At 61.5% G+C, this 20,075-nt stretch carries 19 protein-coding genes; 9 read left to right on the top strand and 10 right to left on the bottom strand.

Annotation, left to right across the window (positions count from 1 at the left end; translation table 11 throughout):
- The first annotated feature begins 8 nt into the window (after positions 1–8).
- From trxB to HMPREF2734_RS00605, 3 genes are read left to right on the top strand one after another with little or no spacing between them, the layout of a single operon-like run.
- On the top strand, positions 9–1,022 hold the full coding sequence (gene trxB, locus HMPREF2734_RS00615) for a thioredoxin-disulfide reductase (RefSeq protein WP_083307991.1): 1,014 nt from the start codon (positions 9–11) through the stop codon (positions 1,020–1,022).
- A gap of 10 nt (positions 1,023–1,032) precedes the next feature.
- A complete protein-coding gene (gene trxA / locus HMPREF2734_RS00610; protein WP_070421904.1) occupies positions 1,033–1,362 on the top strand; it encodes a thioredoxin in 330 nt (109 codons plus the stop codon).
- A gap of 48 nt (positions 1,363–1,410) precedes the next feature.
- Positions 1,411–2,586 carry an N-acetylmuramoyl-L-alanine amidase gene (locus HMPREF2734_RS00605; RefSeq protein ID WP_070568245.1) on the top strand — a complete coding sequence of 392 codons (1,176 nt, stop codon included), beginning with the start codon at positions 1,411–1,413 and terminating at the stop codon, positions 2,584–2,586.
- A gap of 503 nt (positions 2,587–3,089) precedes the next feature.
- Here the strand turns inward: HMPREF2734_RS00605 and HMPREF2734_RS00600 are convergent.
- The 7 genes from HMPREF2734_RS00600 to rpmH all read right to left on the bottom strand — a co-directional run bounded on the left by HMPREF2734_RS00600 (position 3,090) and on the right by rpmH (position 7,634).
- A complete protein-coding gene (locus HMPREF2734_RS00600) occupies positions 3,090–4,166 on the bottom strand; it encodes a ParB/RepB/Spo0J family partition protein (protein ID WP_070568242.1) in 1,077 nt (358 codons plus the stop codon).
- Between the two features lie 3 nt (positions 4,167–4,169).
- Positions 4,170–5,090 carry a ParA family protein gene (locus HMPREF2734_RS00595; RefSeq protein WP_141750388.1) on the bottom strand — a complete coding sequence of 307 codons (921 nt, stop codon included), beginning with the start codon at positions 5,088–5,090 and terminating at the stop codon, positions 4,170–4,172.
- 27 nt (positions 5,091–5,117) lie between these two features.
- Positions 5,118–5,750 carry a 16S rRNA (guanine(527)-N(7))-methyltransferase RsmG gene (gene rsmG / locus HMPREF2734_RS00590; protein WP_101732845.1) on the bottom strand — a complete coding sequence of 211 codons (633 nt, stop codon included), beginning with the start codon at positions 5,748–5,750 and terminating at the stop codon, positions 5,118–5,120.
- Between the two features lie 100 nt (positions 5,751–5,850).
- Positions 5,851–6,831, bottom strand: coding sequence for a membrane protein insertase YidC (yidC, locus tag HMPREF2734_RS00585; protein ID WP_070421909.1), 981 nt, complete (start codon positions 6,829–6,831; stop codon positions 5,851–5,853).
- Between the two features lie 9 nt (positions 6,832–6,840).
- On the bottom strand, positions 6,841–7,128 hold the full coding sequence (gene yidD, locus HMPREF2734_RS00580) for a membrane protein insertion efficiency factor YidD (RefSeq protein ID WP_070421910.1): 288 nt from the start codon (positions 7,126–7,128) through the stop codon (positions 6,841–6,843).
- A complete protein-coding gene (gene rnpA / locus HMPREF2734_RS00575) occupies positions 7,128–7,481 on the bottom strand; it encodes a ribonuclease P protein component (protein WP_070568233.1) in 354 nt (117 codons plus the stop codon). The genes yidD and rnpA overlap by 1 nt, the downstream gene beginning before the upstream one ends.
- A 15-nt stretch (positions 7,482–7,496) precedes the next feature.
- On the bottom strand, positions 7,497–7,634 hold the full coding sequence (rpmH, locus tag HMPREF2734_RS00570) for a 50S ribosomal protein L34 (protein WP_070421912.1): 138 nt from the start codon (positions 7,632–7,634) through the stop codon (positions 7,497–7,499).
- A gap of 761 nt (positions 7,635–8,395) precedes the next feature.
- On the opposite strand from rpmH, the gene dnaA reads away from it, so the two are divergent.
- From dnaA to gyrB, 6 genes are all read left to right on the top strand, one after another.
- Positions 8,396–9,982, top strand: coding sequence for a chromosomal replication initiator protein DnaA (gene dnaA / locus HMPREF2734_RS00565; protein ID WP_070421913.1), 1,587 nt, complete (start codon positions 8,396–8,398; stop codon positions 9,980–9,982).
- Between the two features lie 683 nt (positions 9,983–10,665).
- Positions 10,666–11,865, top strand: a complete 1,200-nt coding sequence (dnaN, locus tag HMPREF2734_RS00560) for a DNA polymerase III subunit beta (RefSeq protein ID WP_070421914.1) — start codon at positions 10,666–10,668, stop codon at positions 11,863–11,865.
- A 15-nt stretch (positions 11,866–11,880) separates the two neighbouring features.
- Positions 11,881–13,062: a DNA replication/repair protein RecF gene (gene recF, locus HMPREF2734_RS00555; RefSeq protein WP_070568230.1), complete on the top strand. Its 1,182-nt coding sequence runs from the start codon at positions 11,881–11,883 to the stop codon at positions 13,060–13,062.
- Positions 13,046–13,642 carry a DciA family protein gene (locus HMPREF2734_RS00550; RefSeq protein ID WP_070568227.1) on the top strand — a complete coding sequence of 199 codons (597 nt, stop codon included), beginning with the start codon at positions 13,046–13,048 and terminating at the stop codon, positions 13,640–13,642. The genes recF and HMPREF2734_RS00550 overlap by 17 nt, the downstream gene beginning before the upstream one ends.
- Positions 13,643–13,892: 250 nt before the next feature.
- A complete protein-coding gene (locus HMPREF2734_RS00545) occupies positions 13,893–14,642 on the top strand; it encodes an Abi family protein (protein WP_070568224.1) in 750 nt (249 codons plus the stop codon).
- Between the two features lie 140 nt (positions 14,643–14,782).
- A complete protein-coding gene (gyrB, locus tag HMPREF2734_RS00540) occupies positions 14,783–16,882 on the top strand; it encodes a DNA topoisomerase (ATP-hydrolyzing) subunit B (RefSeq protein WP_070568481.1) in 2,100 nt (699 codons plus the stop codon).
- Between the two features lie 103 nt (positions 16,883–16,985).
- Here gyrB and HMPREF2734_RS00535 read toward each other — a convergent pair whose 3' ends face one another.
- From HMPREF2734_RS00535 to HMPREF2734_RS00525, 3 genes are all read right to left on the bottom strand, one after another.
- Positions 16,986–17,420, bottom strand: coding sequence for a DUF6918 family protein (locus tag HMPREF2734_RS00535; protein WP_070568221.1), 435 nt, complete (start codon positions 17,418–17,420; stop codon positions 16,986–16,988).
- 170 nt (positions 17,421–17,590) lie between these two features.
- Positions 17,591–18,013 (bottom strand): hypothetical protein, encoded by a 423-nt coding sequence (locus HMPREF2734_RS00530; protein WP_070568218.1) that lies wholly within the window; start codon positions 18,011–18,013, stop codon positions 17,591–17,593.
- Positions 18,014–18,023: 10 nt separating this feature from the next.
- Positions 18,024–19,904 (bottom strand): YPDG domain-containing protein, encoded by a 1,881-nt coding sequence (locus HMPREF2734_RS00525; protein ID WP_070568215.1) that lies wholly within the window; start codon positions 19,902–19,904, stop codon positions 18,024–18,026.
- Between the last annotated feature and the right edge of the window lie 171 nt (positions 19,905–20,075).

Genomic DNA, 20,075 nt, shown 5'->3' with positions numbered 1-20,075 from the left:
TCACCGATATGAACTTCTCCGGATTCAATTTCGTTACCCCGCAGACCGACGAAAGCGGCGATTCCGCAACGGAACCCGCCACCGCCCGCACCGATGTAGACACCATCCACGATGTGATCATCATCGGCTCCGGACCGGCCGGCTACACCGCCGCGCTCTACGCCGCTCGCGCCGAGCTCAAACCCCTCGTATTCGAGGGTTACGAGTTCGGCGGCGAACTCATGAACACCACCGACGTGGAGAACTTCCCCGGCTTCCCCGAGGGCGTGCTCGGCCCGGATCTGATGGGCAACATGCGCGAGCAGGCCGAAAAGTTTGGTGCAGACCTGCGCCCTGAACTGGTAGACCGCGTGGACTTCTCCGGCGAGATTAAGAAGGTGTTCGTGGACGACGAGGAGTTCCACGCCCGCGCCGTCATCCTTGCCACCGGTGCAGCCCCACGCCACCTGGGCATCCCGGGCGAGGCGGAACTGACCGGCCGTGGCGTGTCCACCTGCGCGACCTGCGACGGTTTCTTCTTCAAGGATCAGCACATCGCCGTCGTCGGTGGTGGCGACTCCGCAATGGAGGAAGCAACCTTCCTGACCAAGTTTGGCTACAAGGTTTCGCTGATCCACCGTTCGGAGAACTTCCGTGCCTCCGCCATCATGCTGGAGCGCGCAAAGCAGAACGAGAAGATCGAGTTTGTCACCAACACCGTCGTCGAGTCCGTCGTTGAGGCAGACGGCAAGGTCGGCGGACTGAACGTACGCAACGTGGAAACCGGCGAAGAGTCCGTCCTGGATGCCACCGCGTTGTTCGTTGCTATCGGCCACGACCCGCGCTCCGGGTTCCTCGAGGGCCAGGTTGCTGTAGACGAGGGCGGTTACGTTTCGGTGGAGGATCCGTCGACACGCACCAGCGTCGCCGGCGTGTTCGCCTGCGGTGACCTGGTGGACAAGACATACCGTCAGGCCATCACGGCGGCTGGTTCGGGCTGCCGTGCCGCGTTGGACGCACAGCACTATCTCGCGGAGCTGTAAACTAACGGCCATGAGTGCTCCAGTAGATGTCACCCAGGCCACCTTCAAGAGCGAGGTCATCGAGTCCGACACCCCGGTTCTCGTGGACTTCTGGGCAGAGTGGTGCGGCCCGTGCCGCAAACTCTCCCCGTTGCTCGATGAGATCGCGTCGGAGATGGCAGGCCAGGTTAAGGTAGCCAAGGTCAACGTGGACAACGAGCGCACCCTGGGCGCAATGTTCCAGGTCATGTCCATTCCGACCGTGCTGCTGTTCAAGGACGGCAAGCGCGTCGATGAGTTTGTGGGTCTGCGTCCGAAGTCGGAGATCGTCGCTAAGATCCAGGCGCAGCTCGACGCGTAAGCTGTTGTAGTTGGTTTTGTTTTTTCGACCGGGAAAGTTAGGTGCTTAGTGCAAGACTTGCTGCACGTTGGCGACTCCAGCTCGCGGGTTGCCGAGGTTCGGTTGTCGCTGGCCCGCCTCGGTCTCCTCGACGGATACGAAGGCGAAATCGATAGCACGCGTCGCTTCACCGAAAGCGAGATGCTTTTCGACGACACCCTCGCCGAAGCCCTCAAAGCCTTCCAACAATCTCGCGGCATTTTGCCGTCTGGCTCCATCGACGACCTGACGCTCCGCGAGCTGCGCGAAGCCTCCTACACGTTGGGCGCGCGCGTGCTGAGCTACCAGCCGGGCCAGGAAATGGTCGGCGACGATGTGGGTCAGTTGCAGACGCAGCTTCACGAGCTCGGCTTTTACTCCAACCGCATCGACGGCCGCTTCGGCCCCGCCACCTACGAGGCGTTGATGAACTACCAGTTGAACTCCGGTTTGGAGGACGACGGTGTCTGCGGCCCCGACACGTTGCATGCATTGTCCCTGCTTGGCCGCCGCATCACCGGAGGTTCCGCCCAGGCGATCCGTGAGCGCGAAACCGTCCGCCAGGCCGGCCCGAACCTCGCCGGTAAGCGCGTAGTCATCGACCCTGACCTCGGTGGTTCCGACAAGGGCCTGGTTGTGGAGGGCCCGTATGGTCCCATCACGGAGGAGGAGATCCTCTGGGACCTCGCCCAGCGCATCGAGGGCCGCATGGTCGCCACCGGCATGGAAACCATCCTGTCCCGCCCGCGCGGCGACAACCCGTCCAACAAGCACCGCGCCGACCTGGCCAACGGGTTCAACGCCGACCTGCTGATCTCACTGCGTCTGGATTCCTACCCCAACGAGAAGGCCAACGGCGTTGCCACCTTCTACTTCGGCTCCGAGCACGGCAGCTCCTCGATGACCGGCGAAACCCTGTCCGGTTACATCCAGCGCGAGATCGCCGCCCGCACTGACCTGCAGAATTGCCGCAACCACGCCCGCACCTGGGAAATGCTGCGGATGACCCGCATGCCGTCGGTGGAGCTCGTGGCCGGCTACCTCACCAACCCGGGCGACCTGGCCGTACTTACCGACCCCGCCCAGCGCGACGCCATCGCCGAAGCCGTCGTCGTCGCCGTGAAGCGCCTCTACCTGCTGGACCACGACACCCGCCCGACAGGCACCTACTCCTTCAAGGAGCTCCTGCGCGAAGAGCAGGCCTAAACGCCCTCCCGGCTCTCGCGCCCTCCCAGGCCTCTTTTACCCAAATAGTTCCCGTCCTGGGAACTATTTCGGCTTTCCGGGCCCAAATAGTTCACTTCGACCAGGTCGCACCGTCGCGAACCAAAGATAATTCCCGGGCCTAACGCGATCTGCCGATTTCCGTGGAACTTTTTTGGTGAGGGGAGCGGCAACGGCCTCGATCGCGACCTCTATCGCGGCAGCAGTCGCCCGTCGCCCGTCGGCCGGCACCCAGTCACTGACACATTGCGGCAGAATCTGTCAGCCGCAGGTAATCGTGCAGGTCAGACACGACCCTGACAAAGTCCGGCAGAATCTGTCAGCCGCCGGCATCGTCGCAGGTCAGAAGGGAGCACTGACAAATTCGGCAAAATGTGTCAGGAGCGGACACCGCTAGGCAGCGTGGCAGGCCGGCAGCGGGCATGCGGACACCGCGGGCGCACAGGCGACCCAAACCAACCGCCCAAACCAGCCGCCTAAAACCCCTAGTCGGTGCCTTGGATGAGCCCCATGATGCGCTCGAAGTCGTCCTTGTCGCCGAACTCGACGACGATCTTGCCCTTGCGCTTGCCCATGGTGACGGAGACTTTGGTGTCCCAGATGTCGGCAAGCGAGTCGGCGGCCTGGCTGAGGTACTCCGGCTGGGGGAGAGGTTGGCGCTTCGGCTTGTCGGGCACCTTGCCGCCTGCGTTGATCATGGATACGGCCTCTTCGGTGGCGCGCACGGACAGGCCTTCGGCGACGATGCGGTCGGCGAGTTGGGCCTGGGCGTCGGTGGTGTCGTCGCCAAGTTTGATGCCCAGGATGGCGCGGGCGTGGCCGGCGGAGAGCACACCGGCGGCGACGCGGCGCTGCACCGGAACCGGCAGGTTGAGCAGGCGGATCGCGTTGGTGATCACGGGGCGGGAGCGGCCGAGGCGGTCGGCGAGTTGTTCTTGGGTGACGCCGAACTCGTCGAGAAGTTGCTGGTAGGCGGCAGCTTCTTCGAGGGGATTCAACTGCACGCGGTGGATGTTTTCAAGCAGTGCGTCGCGGAGCATGTCCTCGTCGGAGGTTTCGCGCACGATCGCCGGGATGTGCTTGAGGCCTGCCTTGGAGGAGGCGCGCCAACGGCGCTCGCCCATGATGAGTTCAAAGCCCTCGGGGGTGTCGCGGACGACGATGGGTTGGAGGAGGCCGAACTCGCGGATGGAGTGGACCAGTTCGGCGAGCTCATCCTCGTCGAAGACCTGGCGTGGCTGCTTCGGGTTCGGGATGATCTGGCCGATCGGGATTTCCTGGTAGCGGGCACCCACCGGCACTGGCTGCATGACGTTGTCCTGCTTCGCAGTAACGGTCGGCGCGCCCTTCACAGCCCGCGGCGCCCCCTTAGGCGCTCCCTTCGGCGCACCCTTCTTCGCAGCACCAGAACCTGCACCAGCGCCCTTGTCCTGCTTGCCGAAGATCACGTCGGAGGCGTTGCCGCCGATGCCGGGGGTTTTGCCGTTCTTGTCAATGTCTGCGGGTGCCGACGGGATCAGTGCTGCCAGTCCGCGGCCGAGGCCGCCTTTGCGTTCTGCCATGGTTTAGTCCTCCTCGGAAGTGCTGTCGAGTTGGGCGGAGACTTCCGGGCTCACGCCAATTGGGCCGGTGGTGGGGTGGGGTTGGTAGTCGCCGCGCAGCGCGAGTTCTTTGGCTGCGTCGAAGTAGGCGAGTGCTCCGCGGGAGCCGGGGTCGTAGTCGATGACGGTCTGGCCGTAGCCCGGCGCTTCGGAGACCTTCACGGAGCGGGGGATGACGTTGTTCAGCACGACTTGGCCGAATTGGCCGCGGACCTCGTCGGCGACGTCGGCCGCGAGGCGGGTGCGGGCGTCGTACATGGTCAGCAGGATCGCGGAGATGTGCAGGTTGTGGTTGAGGTGTTCGCGGATCATGCCGATGTTGCCCAGCAGCTGCCCCACGCCTTCGAGTGCGTAGTACTCGCATTGGATGGGGATGAGTACTTCGTCGACGGCGGTCATCGCGTTGATGGTCAGCAGCCCGAGCGAGGGTGGGCAGTCGATGAACACGTAGTCGAAGCCGTGGTCTTGCATGAAACCGCGACGGATGGCGTCGTGGAGGCGGTATTCGCGGCGCACCATGGACACCAGCTCGATTTCCGCGCCGGCGAGGTCGATGGTGGCGGGGATGCAGAACAGGTTCTCGTTGTCGGCGTGCGCCTGCACGGCGTCGGCGGCGTCGGCCTCACCGATGAGCACTTCGTAGCTGGAGGTGGTGCCGGAGGTGTGCTCGGCGCCGAGCGCGGTGGAGGCGTTGCCTTGCGGATCCAGGTCGATCACCAGCACTTTCATGCCTTGGCGGCTCAGTGACGCCGCGAGGTTGACGCTGGTGGTGGTTTTGCCGACGCCGCCTTTTTGGTTGGCAACGGTGATCACGCGCGGCTGGTCGGGTCGCGGGAGCGTTTCGCTTCTCGACGACACCCTCGCCGCCCGCATCGCCTCCTCCATCAAAGGCGTGTCATCGTAGTGATCCACTTATTCCCCCTTCTTCTTGCGGGTGATGCGGATTAGGGTGGTTGGCTGTTCAAGCGTAGTCGCACCCACGGTGAGAATCTCCGGATCCTTACCACCAGCCTTGGCGATGAGCTTGGCGTCGCGTTCCAGCTCCTCGGCGACGGATTCGCCCTTCATGGCGATCATGGCCCCACCGCCCTGCAGCAGCGGAAGCGACCAGCCGGCAAGTTTGCCCAGGGGCGCCACCGCGCGGGAGGTCACGGCGTCGAAGGATGCCTTCGGCTGCTCCTCGGCGCGGCCGCGGATGACGGTGACGTTGTCCAGGCCGAGCTCCTCGGTGATCTCGCGCAGGTAGGTGGAGCGCTTCAGCAGCGGCTCGATGAGCGTGATCTTCAGGTCCGGCCGAGCGATCGCCAGCGGGATTCCCGGCAGGCCAGCGCCGGAGCCGATGTCCGCCACCTTCAGCCCCTCTTGGAAGGCCTCCGAGATCACTGCGCAGTTCAGGATGTGGCGCTCCCACAGGCGCGCGACTTCCTTGGGGCCAATAAAACCACGCTCGGCGGCAGTGGTGGCCAGCGACTGGTGGTACGCCTCGGCCAATGCGAGGCGATCTCCGAAAACTTGGGCTGCGGCTGCAGGGGAGGTATCCGACATGCAGAACACTGTAGTCGGCTCTCCGACACGGCCCCACACCATATATATGGGCATGAAAAATGCCCCGGGTGAAGCCGGGGCGTCGTCGATAAGCAAATGCTTACTTGCCTTGCTTGCGCTGCTTCTTCGTGCGGCGATCCACCTTACGGGCACCCGGGGCAGGCGCGGTGGTGCGCTTCATCTCCACCTTGCGGGCCTCCTCGGCAGCCTCCTCGGCGTCCATCTTGTTGTTCAGGAAACGGGTCTGGAAGAAGGTCCACACGTTGTTGGTCAGCATGTAGAACAGCAGGCCGATGTGCCAGATGACACCGGTGGCCAGAATCATGATGGGGAAGAACCAGAGCATCATCTTGTTCATCATGCCCATCTGGGATTCCATCATCGCGGCCATCTCGCCCTGCGGCTTCGCGGTCTTGCCGGCAGCCTTGCGGGCGGCCTGGCGGTTGATCATGATGCGGGCGTTGAAGTGCGTAAACGCAGCACACAGCACGACCAGCGGGGCACAGACGGCGATGATGTTCGCACGCGTCAGGTCAGCGTTACCGAAGGCTGCGAACATCTCCTCCGGCATCGACATGTACGCCGACAGCGGCACACCGAGGAAGTCCGCGTCCAGGAAGGACTGCACGTCCGACGGCGGGAAGGCGTAGTTGGCGGTGTTGCGGTTCTGCTCAACCGTGAAACCAAGACCAACGCCGCCGCCGTCACCGGTGCGGTTGAAGGAACGCAGCACGTGGAGCAGGCCAATAAAAATCGGCATCTGCACCAGCGGCACGATGCAGGATGCCAGCGGGTTGGTACCCATCTCGCGGTAGAGCTTCTGCGTCTCCTCCGCAATTTTTTGCTGGTCGCCCTTGTACTTCTCGCGGATTTCCTGCATCCGCGGCTGCATCTCCTGCATCTTGCGGGTGGACCGCATCTGGTTCACCATCGGCTTCAGCAGCAGCAGACGCACCGTGCAGGTCAGCAGCACGATGGCGAGGATCCAGGAAATACCTGAATCCTTCGGAAGGATGAAGCCGAGAACCTCGTGCCAGAACTTCAGCACCCAGGAAATCGGCCAATAAATGAAATTCAGCACGTTTCGGTGTTACTCCTCACTCAATTCGATGCTGCCCGGGACAGGGTCGTAGCCCCCCGGGTGCCAGGGTCCGCACTTGCAGATCCGGGCCGCCGCCAGCATCCCACCACGTAGAGCGCCGTGCCGAGACACAGCTTCGAGCCCATACGCGCTGCATACCGGCAGAAAACGACAGGTCCCGCCCATTTTAAGGGGTGAGAGGTATTTTTGGTAGCCGCGAATCAGCCCGACCAGCGCTTTGGCGGCCGGTCCGCGGGCGGCGGGGATTTCGCCGCCGGCGAAGTTGTAGTACGCCATTAGCGGTTCATCGCTTTGGTAATGGCGCGCTCCATGTCGCGCGCGAGGTCATCGCTGGTTGCGGTGGCAGACTTCGGCAGGGCGCGAATGACGACGTCGTAATTGCGCGGCAGCTTATCGACGACCCCACGTTGCACCACCACATGCCTCAACTTCCGCGACACCGCATGGCGGGTCACGGCGTTGCCGACCTGCTTAGACACCACAAGCCCGAAACGTGGGCCACCTGTGATGACCTCGTCCGGGCGTGGGTACACATGGACCATTAATGTGCGAGACCCCGCGCGCACTCCCTGCTTCATCGCCGTTTTGAAGTCGGCGGATGAAGTGAGTTTGTGCGGGCGGGGTAGCACGATGGTTGCGTAAGACTACGCGGAAAGGTTCGCGCGGCCCTTCTTGCGGCGCGCGGAAACGATTGCGCGGCCGGCGCGGGTCTGCATGCGAGCGCGGAAGCCGTGCTTGCGTGCGCGGCGACGGTTATTCGGCTGGAAAGTCCGCTTAGACACGGTGGACTCCTTGTGCGGTCATGAACGGCCGACGGCTCGTGAAAGCCTCCCGGGGTAGTGGCCGTTCCAAAGTTGAAACGAGTGCGTCGAGATTGCGGTTCGGCACCAGTGGATCGGTGCGCAGTCGCGTGCAGCGCCTTCGCCGGCTCGCCTTGGTAAGCGGCCCGGTGCCCGGCGGGGGCGGTGCTCTCGTGAAGCACGCCAGGGGTAACTGGCGTGAAGACGGGGATAAGACTACGCGAGATTTGCGGCCGCGGCCAAATCAACACTCCGGGTTTCTCATCTGGCCCGAACGGGTGCCCCCATAATTACAAGCTTGTGTTTTTTCGCAGGTCGGGCGACGAATCGCCGAAGTTTCCTGCGGGGTAACTGTGAATAGGGGGACACATGTTCGACAACAGAAGTTGTCCACAGTTTGGTGAATGACAAAACGTTAGACACTGCGAGGTCGGGCGGGGTAACAATGTTTCAACACCACAATCACACAGGCTGTTCATGCACAGCCCTGTGGATAACTGTGAAGTAATGGTTGAGACTTTCCCGGTTCGACGGTCATTTCCGCAGGGCAGGTCAGGTTTCTGTAATTCACACAGTTATCCACAGAGGAAAATGCACCTGTGGACAACTCCCGAATGCGAAGCTGTCCACACCTGTGGATAACATTGTGGATCGGCAGGTGAGAGCCAAGCCGATCATCCTCAGCGCTTGTGGATCAAGCGGTGAATTTGGAATTACAGGAAATTGACAGACTGGAGCGGACCTTGGCGGATCAACACCTCGAGGATCTTTGGCGTGGCATCGTCGACGAACTCCTCAGACTCTCCGAGCAACCCTCGTCCACGGTCCCCACACTCACCCCGCAGCAGCGCGCCTACCTGCGGCTCATGAAGCCAGTCGTACTTGTCGACGGCTACGCCCTCCTCTCCGCACCACACCAAGCCGCCAAAAACGTGGTCGAAGACTCCCTTTCCCCGCACATCACCGCGCTGCTGACCTCCCACACCGGACTGCCCTACAACCTGGCCGTTTCCGTCGCCGCACCCGAGCCCGAGCCTGAACCACAGCCCGAACCCGAACCGGTGCAGCCGCCCACGCCGCCGGTCCAGCAGCACTCCTGGGGCCAATCCCAAACCGTGGCGGGGGAGTACGAAGCAGAACAACCCGCCGCCGGCGAACAAATCCCAATGGGCCTCGACGAGCTGGCGCGGATGCATGCCGCTCAGGTTGAGGGGCGTCGTCGAGAAGCAGCTGCTCATCCCACCGTGGACCGCCGCATCCCGCGCGAAAAGCCAGCTCACGACCCCGACCGCGAAGCCAGCCTCAACCCGAAATACACCTTTGAAAACTTCGTCATCGGCTCCTCAAACCGCTTCGCCAACGGCGCCGCCGTCGCCGTCGCCGAAAACCCCGCCAAGGCCTACAACCCCCTCTTCATCTGGGGCGGCTCCGGCCTCGGCAAAACCCACCTGCTGCACGCCGCCGGCAACTACGCTCGCGTCCTACAGCCAGGCCTGCGTATTAAATATGTCTCGTCCGAGGAATTCACCAACGACTACATCAACTCCGTGCGCGACGACCGCCAAGAATCCTTCAAGCGGCGCTACCGCAACCTCGACATTCTGATGGTCGACGACATCCAATTCCTCGAAGGCAAAGAAGGCACCCAGGAAGAGTTCTTCCACACCTTCAACGCGCTGCACCAGGCAAACAAGCAGATCATCCTGTCGTCCGACCGCCCGCCGAAGCAACTGACCACGCTGGAAGACCGTCTGCGTACGCGCTTCGAAGGCGGCCTGATCACCGACGTTCAGCCACCAGACCTAGAAACCCGCATCGCCATTCTGATGAAGAAGGCTGCCGCCGACGGCACCCAAGTCGACCACGCCGTGCTCGAACTCATCGCGTCGCAGTTTGAGTCGTCGATCCGCGAACTCGAAGGCGCGTTAATCCGCGTCTCCGCCTACTCTTCGCTGATCAACGAGCCAATCACCATGGAAGTTGCGCAGGTAGCACTGCGCGACATTCTTCCCGACGAAGGCGACGTGAACATCAACGCCGCCACCATCAAAGAAGCCGCCGCGGAATACTTCGAAGTCACCATGGAGCAGCTCGTCGGCGCAGGTAAAACCCGTCAGGTAGCGCACGCCCGCCAGATCGCCATGTACCTCTGCCGCGAACTCACCGACCTGTCACTGCCCAAGATCGGCGACGAGTTCGGCGGCAAAGACCACACCACCGTCATGTACGCCGACCGCAAGATCCGCAAGGAAATGACAGAAAACCGTGGCACCTACGACGAGATCCAGGAGCTCACGCAACTGGTGAAGAACCGGGCCCGCGCGCGGTAGGCGGTCGAGTTAATAGGGGAGTCCACTCCGGTGGGCTCCCTTTTTTGTGGTTGTCGCGCCTCCCGCACGGCGTTTCCTGACAAACTTCACAAAATTTGTCAGGGTTCATTTCTGACCAGCAGCGATGCCGACGGCTGACAGATTCTGGCGGAATGTGTCAGCCAGGGAGCCTCAACAACACACCGAAACCACGCCAAACCCCACCCAACCTAGATCTATCCACAGACCTATCCACACCTGTGTAATTACACCGTTGTAATTAGGCGATTTTGGTCACAAAAGGCCGCTGACCGGCTGGGGAGCGAAATGTGGACAAACCGTGGATAGCTCGGGACAAAATGTGTAATTCCAAAAGGCACAGAAATCTATCCACAGGCGAAGGTAGTTATCCACAAGTTATCCACACCCTGAATCACAAGACGGATCGCCGAGATGACCGGCGCAGATAAGGTGTAATCCACAGATTCCCCAGGACTTACTGTTGTTCCCATCTATTTACTTGTAATTCTTCTAAGAGAAAGAGACGGTGTGCAGAACTCGCCGGGGCTTCGTCGATAGGCGTCGAGAGGCAAAGAGCGAATGACAAAACTGGCACCCGGAAATGGCGTGTGTCGGGGTGCCCGCCTAGAGTGGTTGCGTAATTACATCCGGCCCCTACCCACGTGCAAGGAGTCTGCGCCGCCATGGTTGACATCAACGGTGACAACAACGTGTCGTTCCGCGTCGAACGGGACGACCTTTCTGACGCCGCGGCGTGGGTTGCACGCAGTTTGCCGACGAAGAACACGCAGCCGGTGCTTCGCGCGGTGGTGATCACTGCGGATGACAATGGTTTGGAATTCGCGGGCTTTGACTACGAGGTGTCCACGCGTGTGCGTATCGGCGCCGAGGTGTCTAACCCGGGTCGCGTCGCTGTTGCAGGCAAGCTTCTGGCGGACATTGTGGCGAACATGCCGAACAAGCCGGTTGAGGTGACCACGGATGGTCAGAAGCTGGTGCTGCAGGGTGCCGCGGCGCGCTTCGAGCTGCCGATTATGTCCTTGGATGATTACCCGCAGTTGCCTCACTTGCCGCAGGTCACGGGTCGCATTTCGCCGGCGTCGCTGACGGGTGCGGTCACGCAGGTCGCGGCGGCGGCAGGTCGTGATGACACGCTGCCGATGCTCACGGGTATCCATGTGGAGATCGACGGCGAAAATGTCACGCTCACTGCAACGGACCGTTTCCGCCTGGCGCAGCGTCACCTGACGTGGGAGCCAGCGAGCGCGAACGTGAAGGCGGATCTGCTGGTTCCGGCGAAGACGCTGTTGGATAACGCTCGTACGCTGGACACGAGTATCGACGAGCCGGTGGAGATCGCTGTCGGTTCCGAGGACAACATTGGCGGCGAGGGCCTGTTTGGCCTGCACACCGGCAACCGCGAAACCACAACTCGCATGTTGGATGCGGAGTTCCCGAATGTGGAGCCGTTGTTGCCGAAGGAGCACACGTCGATCGCGTCGGTTGAGGTTGCGCCGCTGATGGAGTCGATCCGTCGTGTCAGCCTGGTCGCGGACCGCAACGCGCAGCTGCGCCTGCACTTCAAGGAAGGCCAGGTCACGCTGTTTTCCTCCGGCGCGGATTCGGGTGCGGCTGAGGAGACCATCGACGCCGCCTTCACCGGTGCCGACGAACTGCTCATCGCCTTCAACGCCGGCTACCTGCGCGAGGGCCTGTCGGTGATTGGCACGAACCGCGTGGTGTTCGGCTTCACGGAGCCGTCGCGTCCGGCGATCATGATCCCGGAGCCGGAGGAGCTGCCGGAGGCGGACGAGAACGGCACGTTCCCCACCCCGGATACGTACTTCACGTACCTGCTGATGCCGGTTCGCCTGCCGGGCTAGTCGCGGGCGGTCTGTATGCACGTCCGCGAGCTTGATCTGCGTGATTTCCGCTCGTGGCCCGAGTTGAATCTCAAGCTCGAGCCGGGGGTGACGGTGATCGCCGGGCGCAACGGCCATGGCAAGACCAACATTGTGGAGGCTGTGCACTACACATCCACGTTGTCGAGCCACCGGGTATCTACGGATGCACCGCTCGTAGCCAGCAACAAACCGAACGCGCGCGTCTCGGTCACCACGGTCAACGACGGCCGCGAACTCACAACCCACCTGCTGATCAAGCCGCATGGGGCGAACCAGGCGCAGATCAACCGCACGAAGTTGAAGTCCGCCCGGGAGATCCTGGGCGTGTTGAGCACGGTGATGTTTTCGCCGGAGGACCTGCGGCTGATCAATGGTGAGCCGGCGGAGCGGCGTCGCTTCCTGGACGACCTGGCGGCGCTGCGCACGCCGCGTCTTGGCGGGGCCCGCGCGGATTATGAGCGGGTGCTGCGCCAACGAAACGCACTGCTCAAGCACTCAAACATGGCGCTTCGCAGGGGCTACGGTGACGACGACGGCGCGAGCGCCCTGAGCACCCTCGACGTGTGGGACGGCCAGCTTGCACATTTTGGGGCGCAGGTGGTGGCGGGGCGGCATGGGCTCGTCGATACGCTTGGGCCCCTGATCGCGGAGGCGTACCACTCGGTGGCGCCGGAATCGCGGCCGGCGTCGGTGGAATACCGCTCTACGCTGGACAAAGCTGTCACGGAGCTCGCCGGCGGGCCCTCGCGGGACCCTGCGGTGTTTGAGGCGGCGATGCTCACGGAGTTGGGGCGGCGCCGCAAGGAGGAGATCGACCGGGGCATCACGCTGGTCGGCCCGCACCGCGACGACCTGGCGCTCATGCTCGGCGACAACCCTGCGAAAGGTTACGCCTCGCACGGGGAGACCTGGTCGTATGCGTTGTCACTGCACCTGGCCGAATACCAATTGTTGTCCAGCGACGGCAAGGATCCGGTGCTGATTCTCGACGACGTCTTCGCCGAACTCGACGCCAAACGCCGCGAGCGCCTCGTTCACGTGGCGGAAGAGACCGAGCAGGTCCTGATCACCGCCGCGGTTGGCGACGATCTGCCCGGCAACCTCGACGACGCCGTCACCGCCCGCTACGCCGTGACCATGGAGGATGGGGTGAGTTCGATTGAGCGATCTCATTAAAACCACCTTCGACAACCTGCGCGCCACCGCCCGCAAACGCGGCGGCCGCCTGCCGGACCTCTCCCGGCAGGGCAGAAGTGTGATTCCAAGGCGCAACAAGCCAACGCTTATCGACGACCACCGCACCATCACGGTGCCGGGGTTGGACTTGCCGGAAGGGGGTCGTCGACAAGCAGATGTTCGGGGGGTTCCCACCGGCCTGGACGGACGCGCGCTGCCGAGGAGTTACAAAGTCTCCTCTTTTGCCAACCTGCTGGGCAAAGAAGTGCGCAAACGCGACTGGACCGAAAAGATGGCGCATGGCTGGGTGATGGGGCACTGGGAGGACCTGGTCGGGGAGAAGATCGCACAGCACACGCACGTGGAGATGATCAAGGGCGACGAAGTGCACGTGAGTTGTGATTCCACCGCGTGGGCGACCCAGATGAAGTACATGCAGCGCGAAGTGCTGCGCGCCATCGCCGAGAAAGTCGGGCCGGACGTGGTGACCAAACTGCACATCTACGGACCGAAGACGAAAAGTTGGCGCTACGGGCCGCTGCACGTCAAAGGCCGCGGCCCGCGGGATACGTATGGGTAGGGATTACTGATTTGAATGTCAATACCCTCACGCAGTTAGAGCTTGCGTTGGGGAAAAGTGTCGCTTATTGTTTTCCATGTAAGCCCCGCAGATTGAGCCAGTAACGGCGAAGGTTCTGAGTTTTCAGGACGCTCGGGGCATTTGAAATTTCTGGGGGTGGAAATGAATTTCAGCGATCTGAATATGAATCTCATCGCTTCTTCGCCGAGAATGTCAACGTTTCGGGATTATGTTTTAACGCCAGGAAAGAATGGACAGGAAGCGCCAGTTGATCGCTTACCAAGGGCGGAACAACACCTCAGAACTTTCTGAAAGAATTAACCGGGCTGCAAGTCGACTGTATTTCTGGGACTCACAAATCGCGGGGTCTTTTTGGCCCGCAGTGGCGCTGGTGGAGGTTCTCGTCCGCAACGCTATGAACGACGAACTGTGCGACTACTTCGATATAGACCACGAAGACGGTTGGCATACGTTAGTGATGAATGGAGAAGACTCCATATCGTCTTCCGAAGAAGGGAATCAGCTCAAGAGCAAGTACATCCTTCTGACGCGAAAAGACTACCGTGCATTTGAACAGAAACTGAGTGAGATTAAACGGAAGCGTCCCAGTTCTGCTATTTCGGGGGACTATTTTGTAGGAAAAGTTTCTCTAGGAATGTGGCTTAGCTTGTTGAATAACGGAGACTCGGGTCCAGGGCGCGGCTATCTCAACTACGAACAGACGCTATGGGAGCCGTGTTTGGTTGAGGCTTTTCCGAACTATCAAGGCAAGCGTTCCCAGCTGAGGAACGAATTAAACCAGTTTGCCAAGTTACGGAACCGGATCGCTCATCATGAACATCTTCTCGGACGGCACAACTTTAATAGTGATGCGGATAACCTCGTTAGTATCGCGAGCTATATCGACGAGGACGTTGCGGAGGTTATCCGACAAAACAACCGCTTTCGTTCTGTGATCGCCCAGCAACAAGATTTCCTTGACGGATTGACTGTCCTTTAAAACCCGAAAACGTGAAATTGGGGCGTGAAACGCCCGCTCGCGGGTTGGACGAGTGCCCGTTATGTCCCCCTCGGCGTGTAAGATGAAACGAGTTCAACGGGCTTAGGGCCCATATTTCACGCATGGAGGAGCGTCCCGCAGTGGCTGAACAGCAACCCCATTACGACGCGTCGTCGATTACTATTCTCGAGGGCCTTGAGGCGGTGCGTAAGCGCCCAGGTATGTACATCGGTTCCACCGGTGTGCGCGGTCTGCACCACTTGGTGTGGGAGGTCGTGGACAACTCTGTCGACGAGGCGATGGCGGGCTACGCCGACCAGGTCGATGTGACGTTGTTGGAAGACGGCGGCGTTCAGGTCGTCGATAATGGTCGCGGTATTCCGGTGGAGATGCACCCGTCTGGTGCACCGACGGTGCAGGTTGTCATGACGCAGCTGCACGCCGGCGGTAAGTTCGACTCGGATTCCTACGCGGTGTCTGGTGGTTTGCACGGTGTTGGTATTTCCGTGGTGAACGCGCTGTCGACTCGTGTTGAGGCGGACATTAAGCGCGACGGCAAGCACTGGCTGCAGAACTTCAAGATGGCTGTGCCGGACAAGCTGGAGGAGGGCGGTAATGCCCGCGGTACTGGTACGGCGATTCGTTTTTGGCCGGACCCGGAGATTTTTGAGACGGTCGAGTTCAATTACGACACCATTGCGCGCCGTCTGCAGGAGATGGCGTTCCTGAACAAGGGTCTGACGATTACGCTGACGGACCAGCGCGTCACCGATGAGGAGCTCGAGCTCGAGGCGATTGCGGAAGAGGGCGACACTGCGGCGCTTATCGGCGGCGACTCGTTCGACGACAACACCGAAACCGTCGACGCTTCTGAGGTGGATAAGGACGGCGACGGCAACCCGGTTGAGGTTGGCGATGAGGTTGCGCCGGACGTTAAGAAGAAGCGTGAGAAAAAGGTTGTCTACCACTACCCGGACGGCCTGATCGACTACGTCAATTACCTGAACAAGTCGAAGACCGCGATCCACCCGACCATCGTCGGTTTCGACCAGAAGGGCGACGGCCTTGAGGCTGAGGTGGCGATGCAGTGGAACAGCTCCTTTAAGGAGTCTGTCCACACCTTTGCCAACACCATCAACACGCATGAGGGCGGTACGCACGAGGAAGGTTTCCGTGCCGCGCTGACCACGTTGATGAACCGCTACGCCCGCGAGCACAAGCTGCTCAAGGACAAGGAGCCGAATCTTACTGGCGACGACTGCCGTGAGGGCCTCGCCGCTGTCGTCTCCGTACGCGTGGCTGACCCGCAGTTCGAGGGCCAGACGAAGACGAAGCTGGGCAACACTGAAGTCAAGGGCTTTGTCCAGCGCGCCATCAACGAGAACCTGTCCGATTGGTTCGACGCGAACCCGGCTGAGGCGAAGGTCATCGTGAACAAGGCGGTGGCGTCCTCGCAGGCTCGTCAGGCGGCGCGTAAGGCGCGTGACCTGGTTCGTCGTAAGTCTGCGACGGACCTGGGTGGCCTGCCGGGCAAGCTGGCGGACTGCCGTTCCAAGGACCCTGCAAAGTCCGAACTGTTCATCGTGGAGGGTGACTCCGCAGGCGGTTCCGCAAAGGGCGGCCGCGACTCCAAGTACCAGGCGATCCTGCCGCTGCGAGGCAAGATCCTGAACGTGGAGAAGGCCCGCATGGACCGCGTGCTCAAGAACGCCGAGGTCCAGGCCATCATCACCGCCCTGGGCACGGGTATCCACGAAGAGTTCGACATTGCGAAACTGCGCTACCACAAGATCGTGCTCATGGCCGATGCTGACGTGGACGGCCAGCACATCGCCACCCTGCTGCTGACCTTGCTATTCCGCTTCATGCCGGAACTGGTGGAGAACGGCCACGTGTACCTGGCTAACCCGCCGTTGTACAAGCTCAAGTGGGGCAAGGGCGAGCCGGGCTACGCCTTCTCCGACCGCGAGCGCGACGAGCTGCTGGCGGAGGGCCTGGAGGCCGGCCGCAAGATCAACACCGATGACGGCATCCAGCGTTACAAGGGTCTGGGCGAGATGAACGCCAAGGAGCTGTGGGAGACCACCCTGGACCCGGAGACCCGCATCCTGCGCCGTGTGGAGCTCGAGGACGCGCAGCGCGCCGACGAACTCTTCTCCATCCTCATGGGCGACGACGTGGCAGCGCGCCGCTCGTTTATCACCCGCCGCGCGAAGGACGTGCGCTTCCTGGACGTGTAGTTCACGCCCTCCTTTGTGCAGAAGTTGACAAATAACGCGGGCCCGGCATCTCCCACCTGGGGAAATGCCGGGCCCGTGTCAACTTTGCAATGCGGGGTCGTCGTTAAGCGTGACGCTCCGCGATATTGCCCAATTCCGGCAGGGCCGGGCCGACGATCTTGGCGGCCTTGCCGCGCAGCGTGGAGTAGACCTTCTTCAGCGCGCTGGGCATGGAGTCGACGGCGCTGTCACCGGCGTCGAGCATGGACTTGACCACCTCGTCCTCGCGTGCAGAGAGGAACTGGCCGAAGTTCTGCTCGTCGCTGGCGTTGAAGGCGTTCCAGTACGGGTTGAGCTCGTCGACGATCTGCGGGAGGAACTTGTTCACGCCCTTGGAAATCGCGTCGGCGTCGGCCTTCTTGCCGGCCGCGACTGCCGATTTCAGGGCCATGCCGGTGAGGCCGGACTGGTTGGCCACGGTGTCGTCGATAAGTTTGGAGATCTCCTCGACGACCTTGGGGCGGTTCGCGGAATCAAGCAGGTTTGAAAGATCAGTCATGGGTGCGATCTTACTTGCCCCTGGGACGGCAAAACGGCCGTGTCGCGTATCGACGACCGGCCGTTTTCGGTTGCAGCCCTTCCACCGCAGTTCGGGCTTAAGTCACATTAGCCACACAAGTCACTGCAACCACAACGGTTCACAACCGTAACACAGGGTGGGTGGTGGTGCTACAACTGGGCTTGGAAGTCCTGAATAGCCTGGTTGACCTGCGCCTTAATCTGCTCGGCAGGGAAGATGCGGTTGCCCTCGGACGAGCCCGGAACGTGCTGCAGATTGAACTGCTCCGCGTACTTGTCCACGGCCTCGCGCACCGGAGGCACGAAGTCGACGATCGCCTGGATGGCCACCGCCGTAGCGACGAACGCAATGGTCAGGCTAATCGGTGCCGACCCCGTGTACGAGCCCTCGAACAGGCGCTTGTCCGGAGAACCCTCGACAGAGTCCAGGTTGTCGTAATTCGGCTTCGACGAGCCGCTCGAGCCCAGCGCCGTCGACAGCTGAGTGATAGCCGGCTCAGCGTGGGCGGGCAGGGCAGTGGTGGTGGCGACGGCGACGGCGATGGCCGTGGCGGCAGTGGCGATCTTCCTCATGGGGGATATGTTAGGCGGTGGGTAACGGCAAGTCCGGCCAGAGTCCCATCTTCTCTAACTGCGGTTTGGCTGCGAACGCCAAGCCACCGAGTGCAGCCAGCACCCCGAGCACAATAGCGATGATGCCGCCGGTGCTGGAGCCTTCCGCGGAACCCGGTTCTTCCTCGGTCACATCGGCCGGTTCGAAGACGTCCGGGGTGGGTTTTTCGGTGGCCTCTGGTTCCGGTTCGGGCGCGGGCTGCGGTTCCTCGGGTTCGGGCGTGGGCTGCTCGGTGGGTTCGGGCAACGGTTCCGGGGTGGGCGTGGGGGTGGGTTCTTCGATGTCCACATAAGCCCATACCTCGTGATAAGACCCGTCTTTAAATATGACCCAAAGTTTTGCTCCTGCTGATCCACGCCTCGCATCCTCCGAGGCAGCGATTGTCACAGCACCAGTCTTTTCATCCACCGACACTGAACTCCCGTGGCCGAATGTTTCGTTGACGGAAACCGCTGCACCCTCCGGCAGATTATCCGGGCGGATGGTAACGGTCTCACCAGGATTAATCGTCTGGGTCGGGTACGTGACGTGTGTCGTGCTCGCCTCTGGCACTTCCGGTTCTGTCAGGATAAGTTTTGCGTCGGTGTGCTTTCTGGAACCGTCTGGGAAGTGGGCGAGGATCGGCAAAATCAAGGTGGTACCCGGCCTTGTGCGATCCGGTGTTTGCACCGTGACCTCCCCGGTTTGGCGGTTGACATCCACATCCGTGCCCTCCGGCGCTTTCCCATGAAGTTCGAACCATGTCTCCTCGGGGACCTCTGTGTACGGATTCGACGTAAACGGCCCGGGTGTCGGGGAGCTTACCTCGGGGTATTCAACGACCGCCTTTTCGGACTGCCACCGACCTGGCTCGTCAATGAAGAACTCGGCGGAACCAACGCCTACCCGGCCATCCGGGCCCTCCACCTCGACGGGGACGTCGAATCGCCGAAAGCCCTTGATTGGTCGCTTCGGGCTCACGGTCACGGTGCCATTGTCCGGATCGACGGAGACATCACCGAAGTAGCGGAGATTGGGGACGAGGTCATCGCGGAGCTTAAACTTCGAACCTTCAGCGAACCCGCCGGAGTATTCTGCATACCCGGGCTCATCGCCCGCCATGTTTGCGACTTCCCATTCGGGCTTGAACCGGTTTTCAAAGAGGAAGTCGTAATATTCCTCGATTGTCGCGTTTGCCAGTTCTGAGCGCTCGCCATCTTCGAACTTCGTGACCAGGACAGGCACACTAAACGTCTTCGTCGAACCGTCGGCGAACGTTGCGGTTACTGCGACAATGGAGGAGGAACTGGTTGGCAGCTCATCAAGCTGCTTGACCGAAAGTGTGCCATCGTCGGAAATAGTCGCCTCAAAGTGCTCGGGAGACACGACGTCGAAGGTCGTTCCTTCTGGGACATCACCGAAAGGACGGGAAACTCCCTCTGCCTCATGCGCAGTGAGTACCTCTGGGTAATCCAGCTCCGATTCCCGTGCCATGGTGCCGAGCGAGTCAACCACAGTCACGTCGAGGTCGTAATCCAGCTCGCGCACACCATCGGTAGTTGTGATATTGAACCGGATCGATTCCCCCGGGATGACGTCCTCGGAAACGGTGATGGTGGCGACGCCGGTGAGGGGGTTCGTCGTCAAGCGGTAGCCCAGGTAGTCCTCCTCGCCGGAGAATCGCATGGTGCTTGAGAACGAGCCCTCGGGCTTCACTTCGACGGTGTCGCCAGGGACGACGCGCGCGGTGGGCCAGTGGAGGTTGGCCTCTTGGGTTGTGCGGGTTTCGGCGAGCGATTGGGGGACGGTGACTCCGCCGGTGAACACCGCTGCGGCGGTGGCGATGGCGACGACGGCACGGCTGAACTTCATGTGAGGCCTCCGGGAAAACAATCGATAGCACCTGGATTATATATTTTTAGAGGTCCAAGCGCATGTTTTGAATTTGGCGGAGCTGCCGGATGTTGTGACAGATCGTGCGTCGGCGGAAGCGGCGACCTAGGGAAAGTGACAAATGATGCGCCGGGTGGAGGTGCGATCTGT

Origin of the sequence: Corynebacterium sp. HMSC055D05 (genome assembly GCF_001810365.1) — a bacterium.
Taxonomy (GTDB): domain Bacteria; phylum Actinomycetota; class Actinomycetes; order Mycobacteriales; family Mycobacteriaceae; genus Corynebacterium; species Corynebacterium coyleae.
This window is presented reverse-complemented; position numbering and strand designations above follow the sequence as displayed.

Excerpts from the sequence above, each read along its gene's own strand:
- trxB (WP_083307991.1), top strand. The coding sequence starts at position 9 with ATGAACTTCTCCGGATTCAATTTCGTTACCCCGCAGACCGACGAAAGC.
- trxA (WP_070421904.1), top strand. The coding sequence starts at position 1,033 with ATGAGTGCTCCAGTAGATGTCACCCAGGCCACCTTCAAGAGCGAGGTC.
- HMPREF2734_RS00600 (WP_070568242.1), bottom strand. The coding sequence starts at position 4,166 with ATGGCAGAACGCAAAGGCGGCCTCGGCCGCGGACTGGCAGCACTGATC.
- HMPREF2734_RS00595 (WP_141750388.1), bottom strand. The coding sequence starts at position 5,090 with ATGGAGGAGGCGATGCGGGCGGCGAGGGTGTCGTCGAGAAGCGAAACG.
- rsmG (WP_101732845.1), bottom strand. The coding sequence starts at position 5,750 with ATGTCGGATACCTCCCCTGCAGCCGCAGCCCAAGTTTTCGGAGATCGC.
- yidD (WP_070421910.1), bottom strand. The coding sequence starts at position 7,128 with ATGGCGTACTACAACTTCGCCGGCGGCGAAATCCCCGCCGCCCGCGGA.
- dnaN (WP_070421914.1), top strand. The coding sequence starts at position 10,666 with ATGGTTGACATCAACGGTGACAACAACGTGTCGTTCCGCGTCGAACGG.
- recF (WP_070568230.1), top strand. The coding sequence starts at position 11,881 with ATGCACGTCCGCGAGCTTGATCTGCGTGATTTCCGCTCGTGGCCCGAG.
- HMPREF2734_RS00545 (WP_070568224.1), top strand. The coding sequence starts at position 13,893 with ATGGACAGGAAGCGCCAGTTGATCGCTTACCAAGGGCGGAACAACACC.
- HMPREF2734_RS00535 (WP_070568221.1), bottom strand. The coding sequence starts at position 17,420 with ATGACTGATCTTTCAAACCTGCTTGATTCCGCGAACCGCCCCAAGGTC.
- HMPREF2734_RS00530 (WP_070568218.1), bottom strand. The coding sequence starts at position 18,013 with ATGAGGAAGATCGCCACTGCCGCCACGGCCATCGCCGTCGCCGTCGCC.
- HMPREF2734_RS00525 (WP_070568215.1), bottom strand. The coding sequence starts at position 19,904 with ATGAAGTTCAGCCGTGCCGTCGTCGCCATCGCCACCGCCGCAGCGGTG.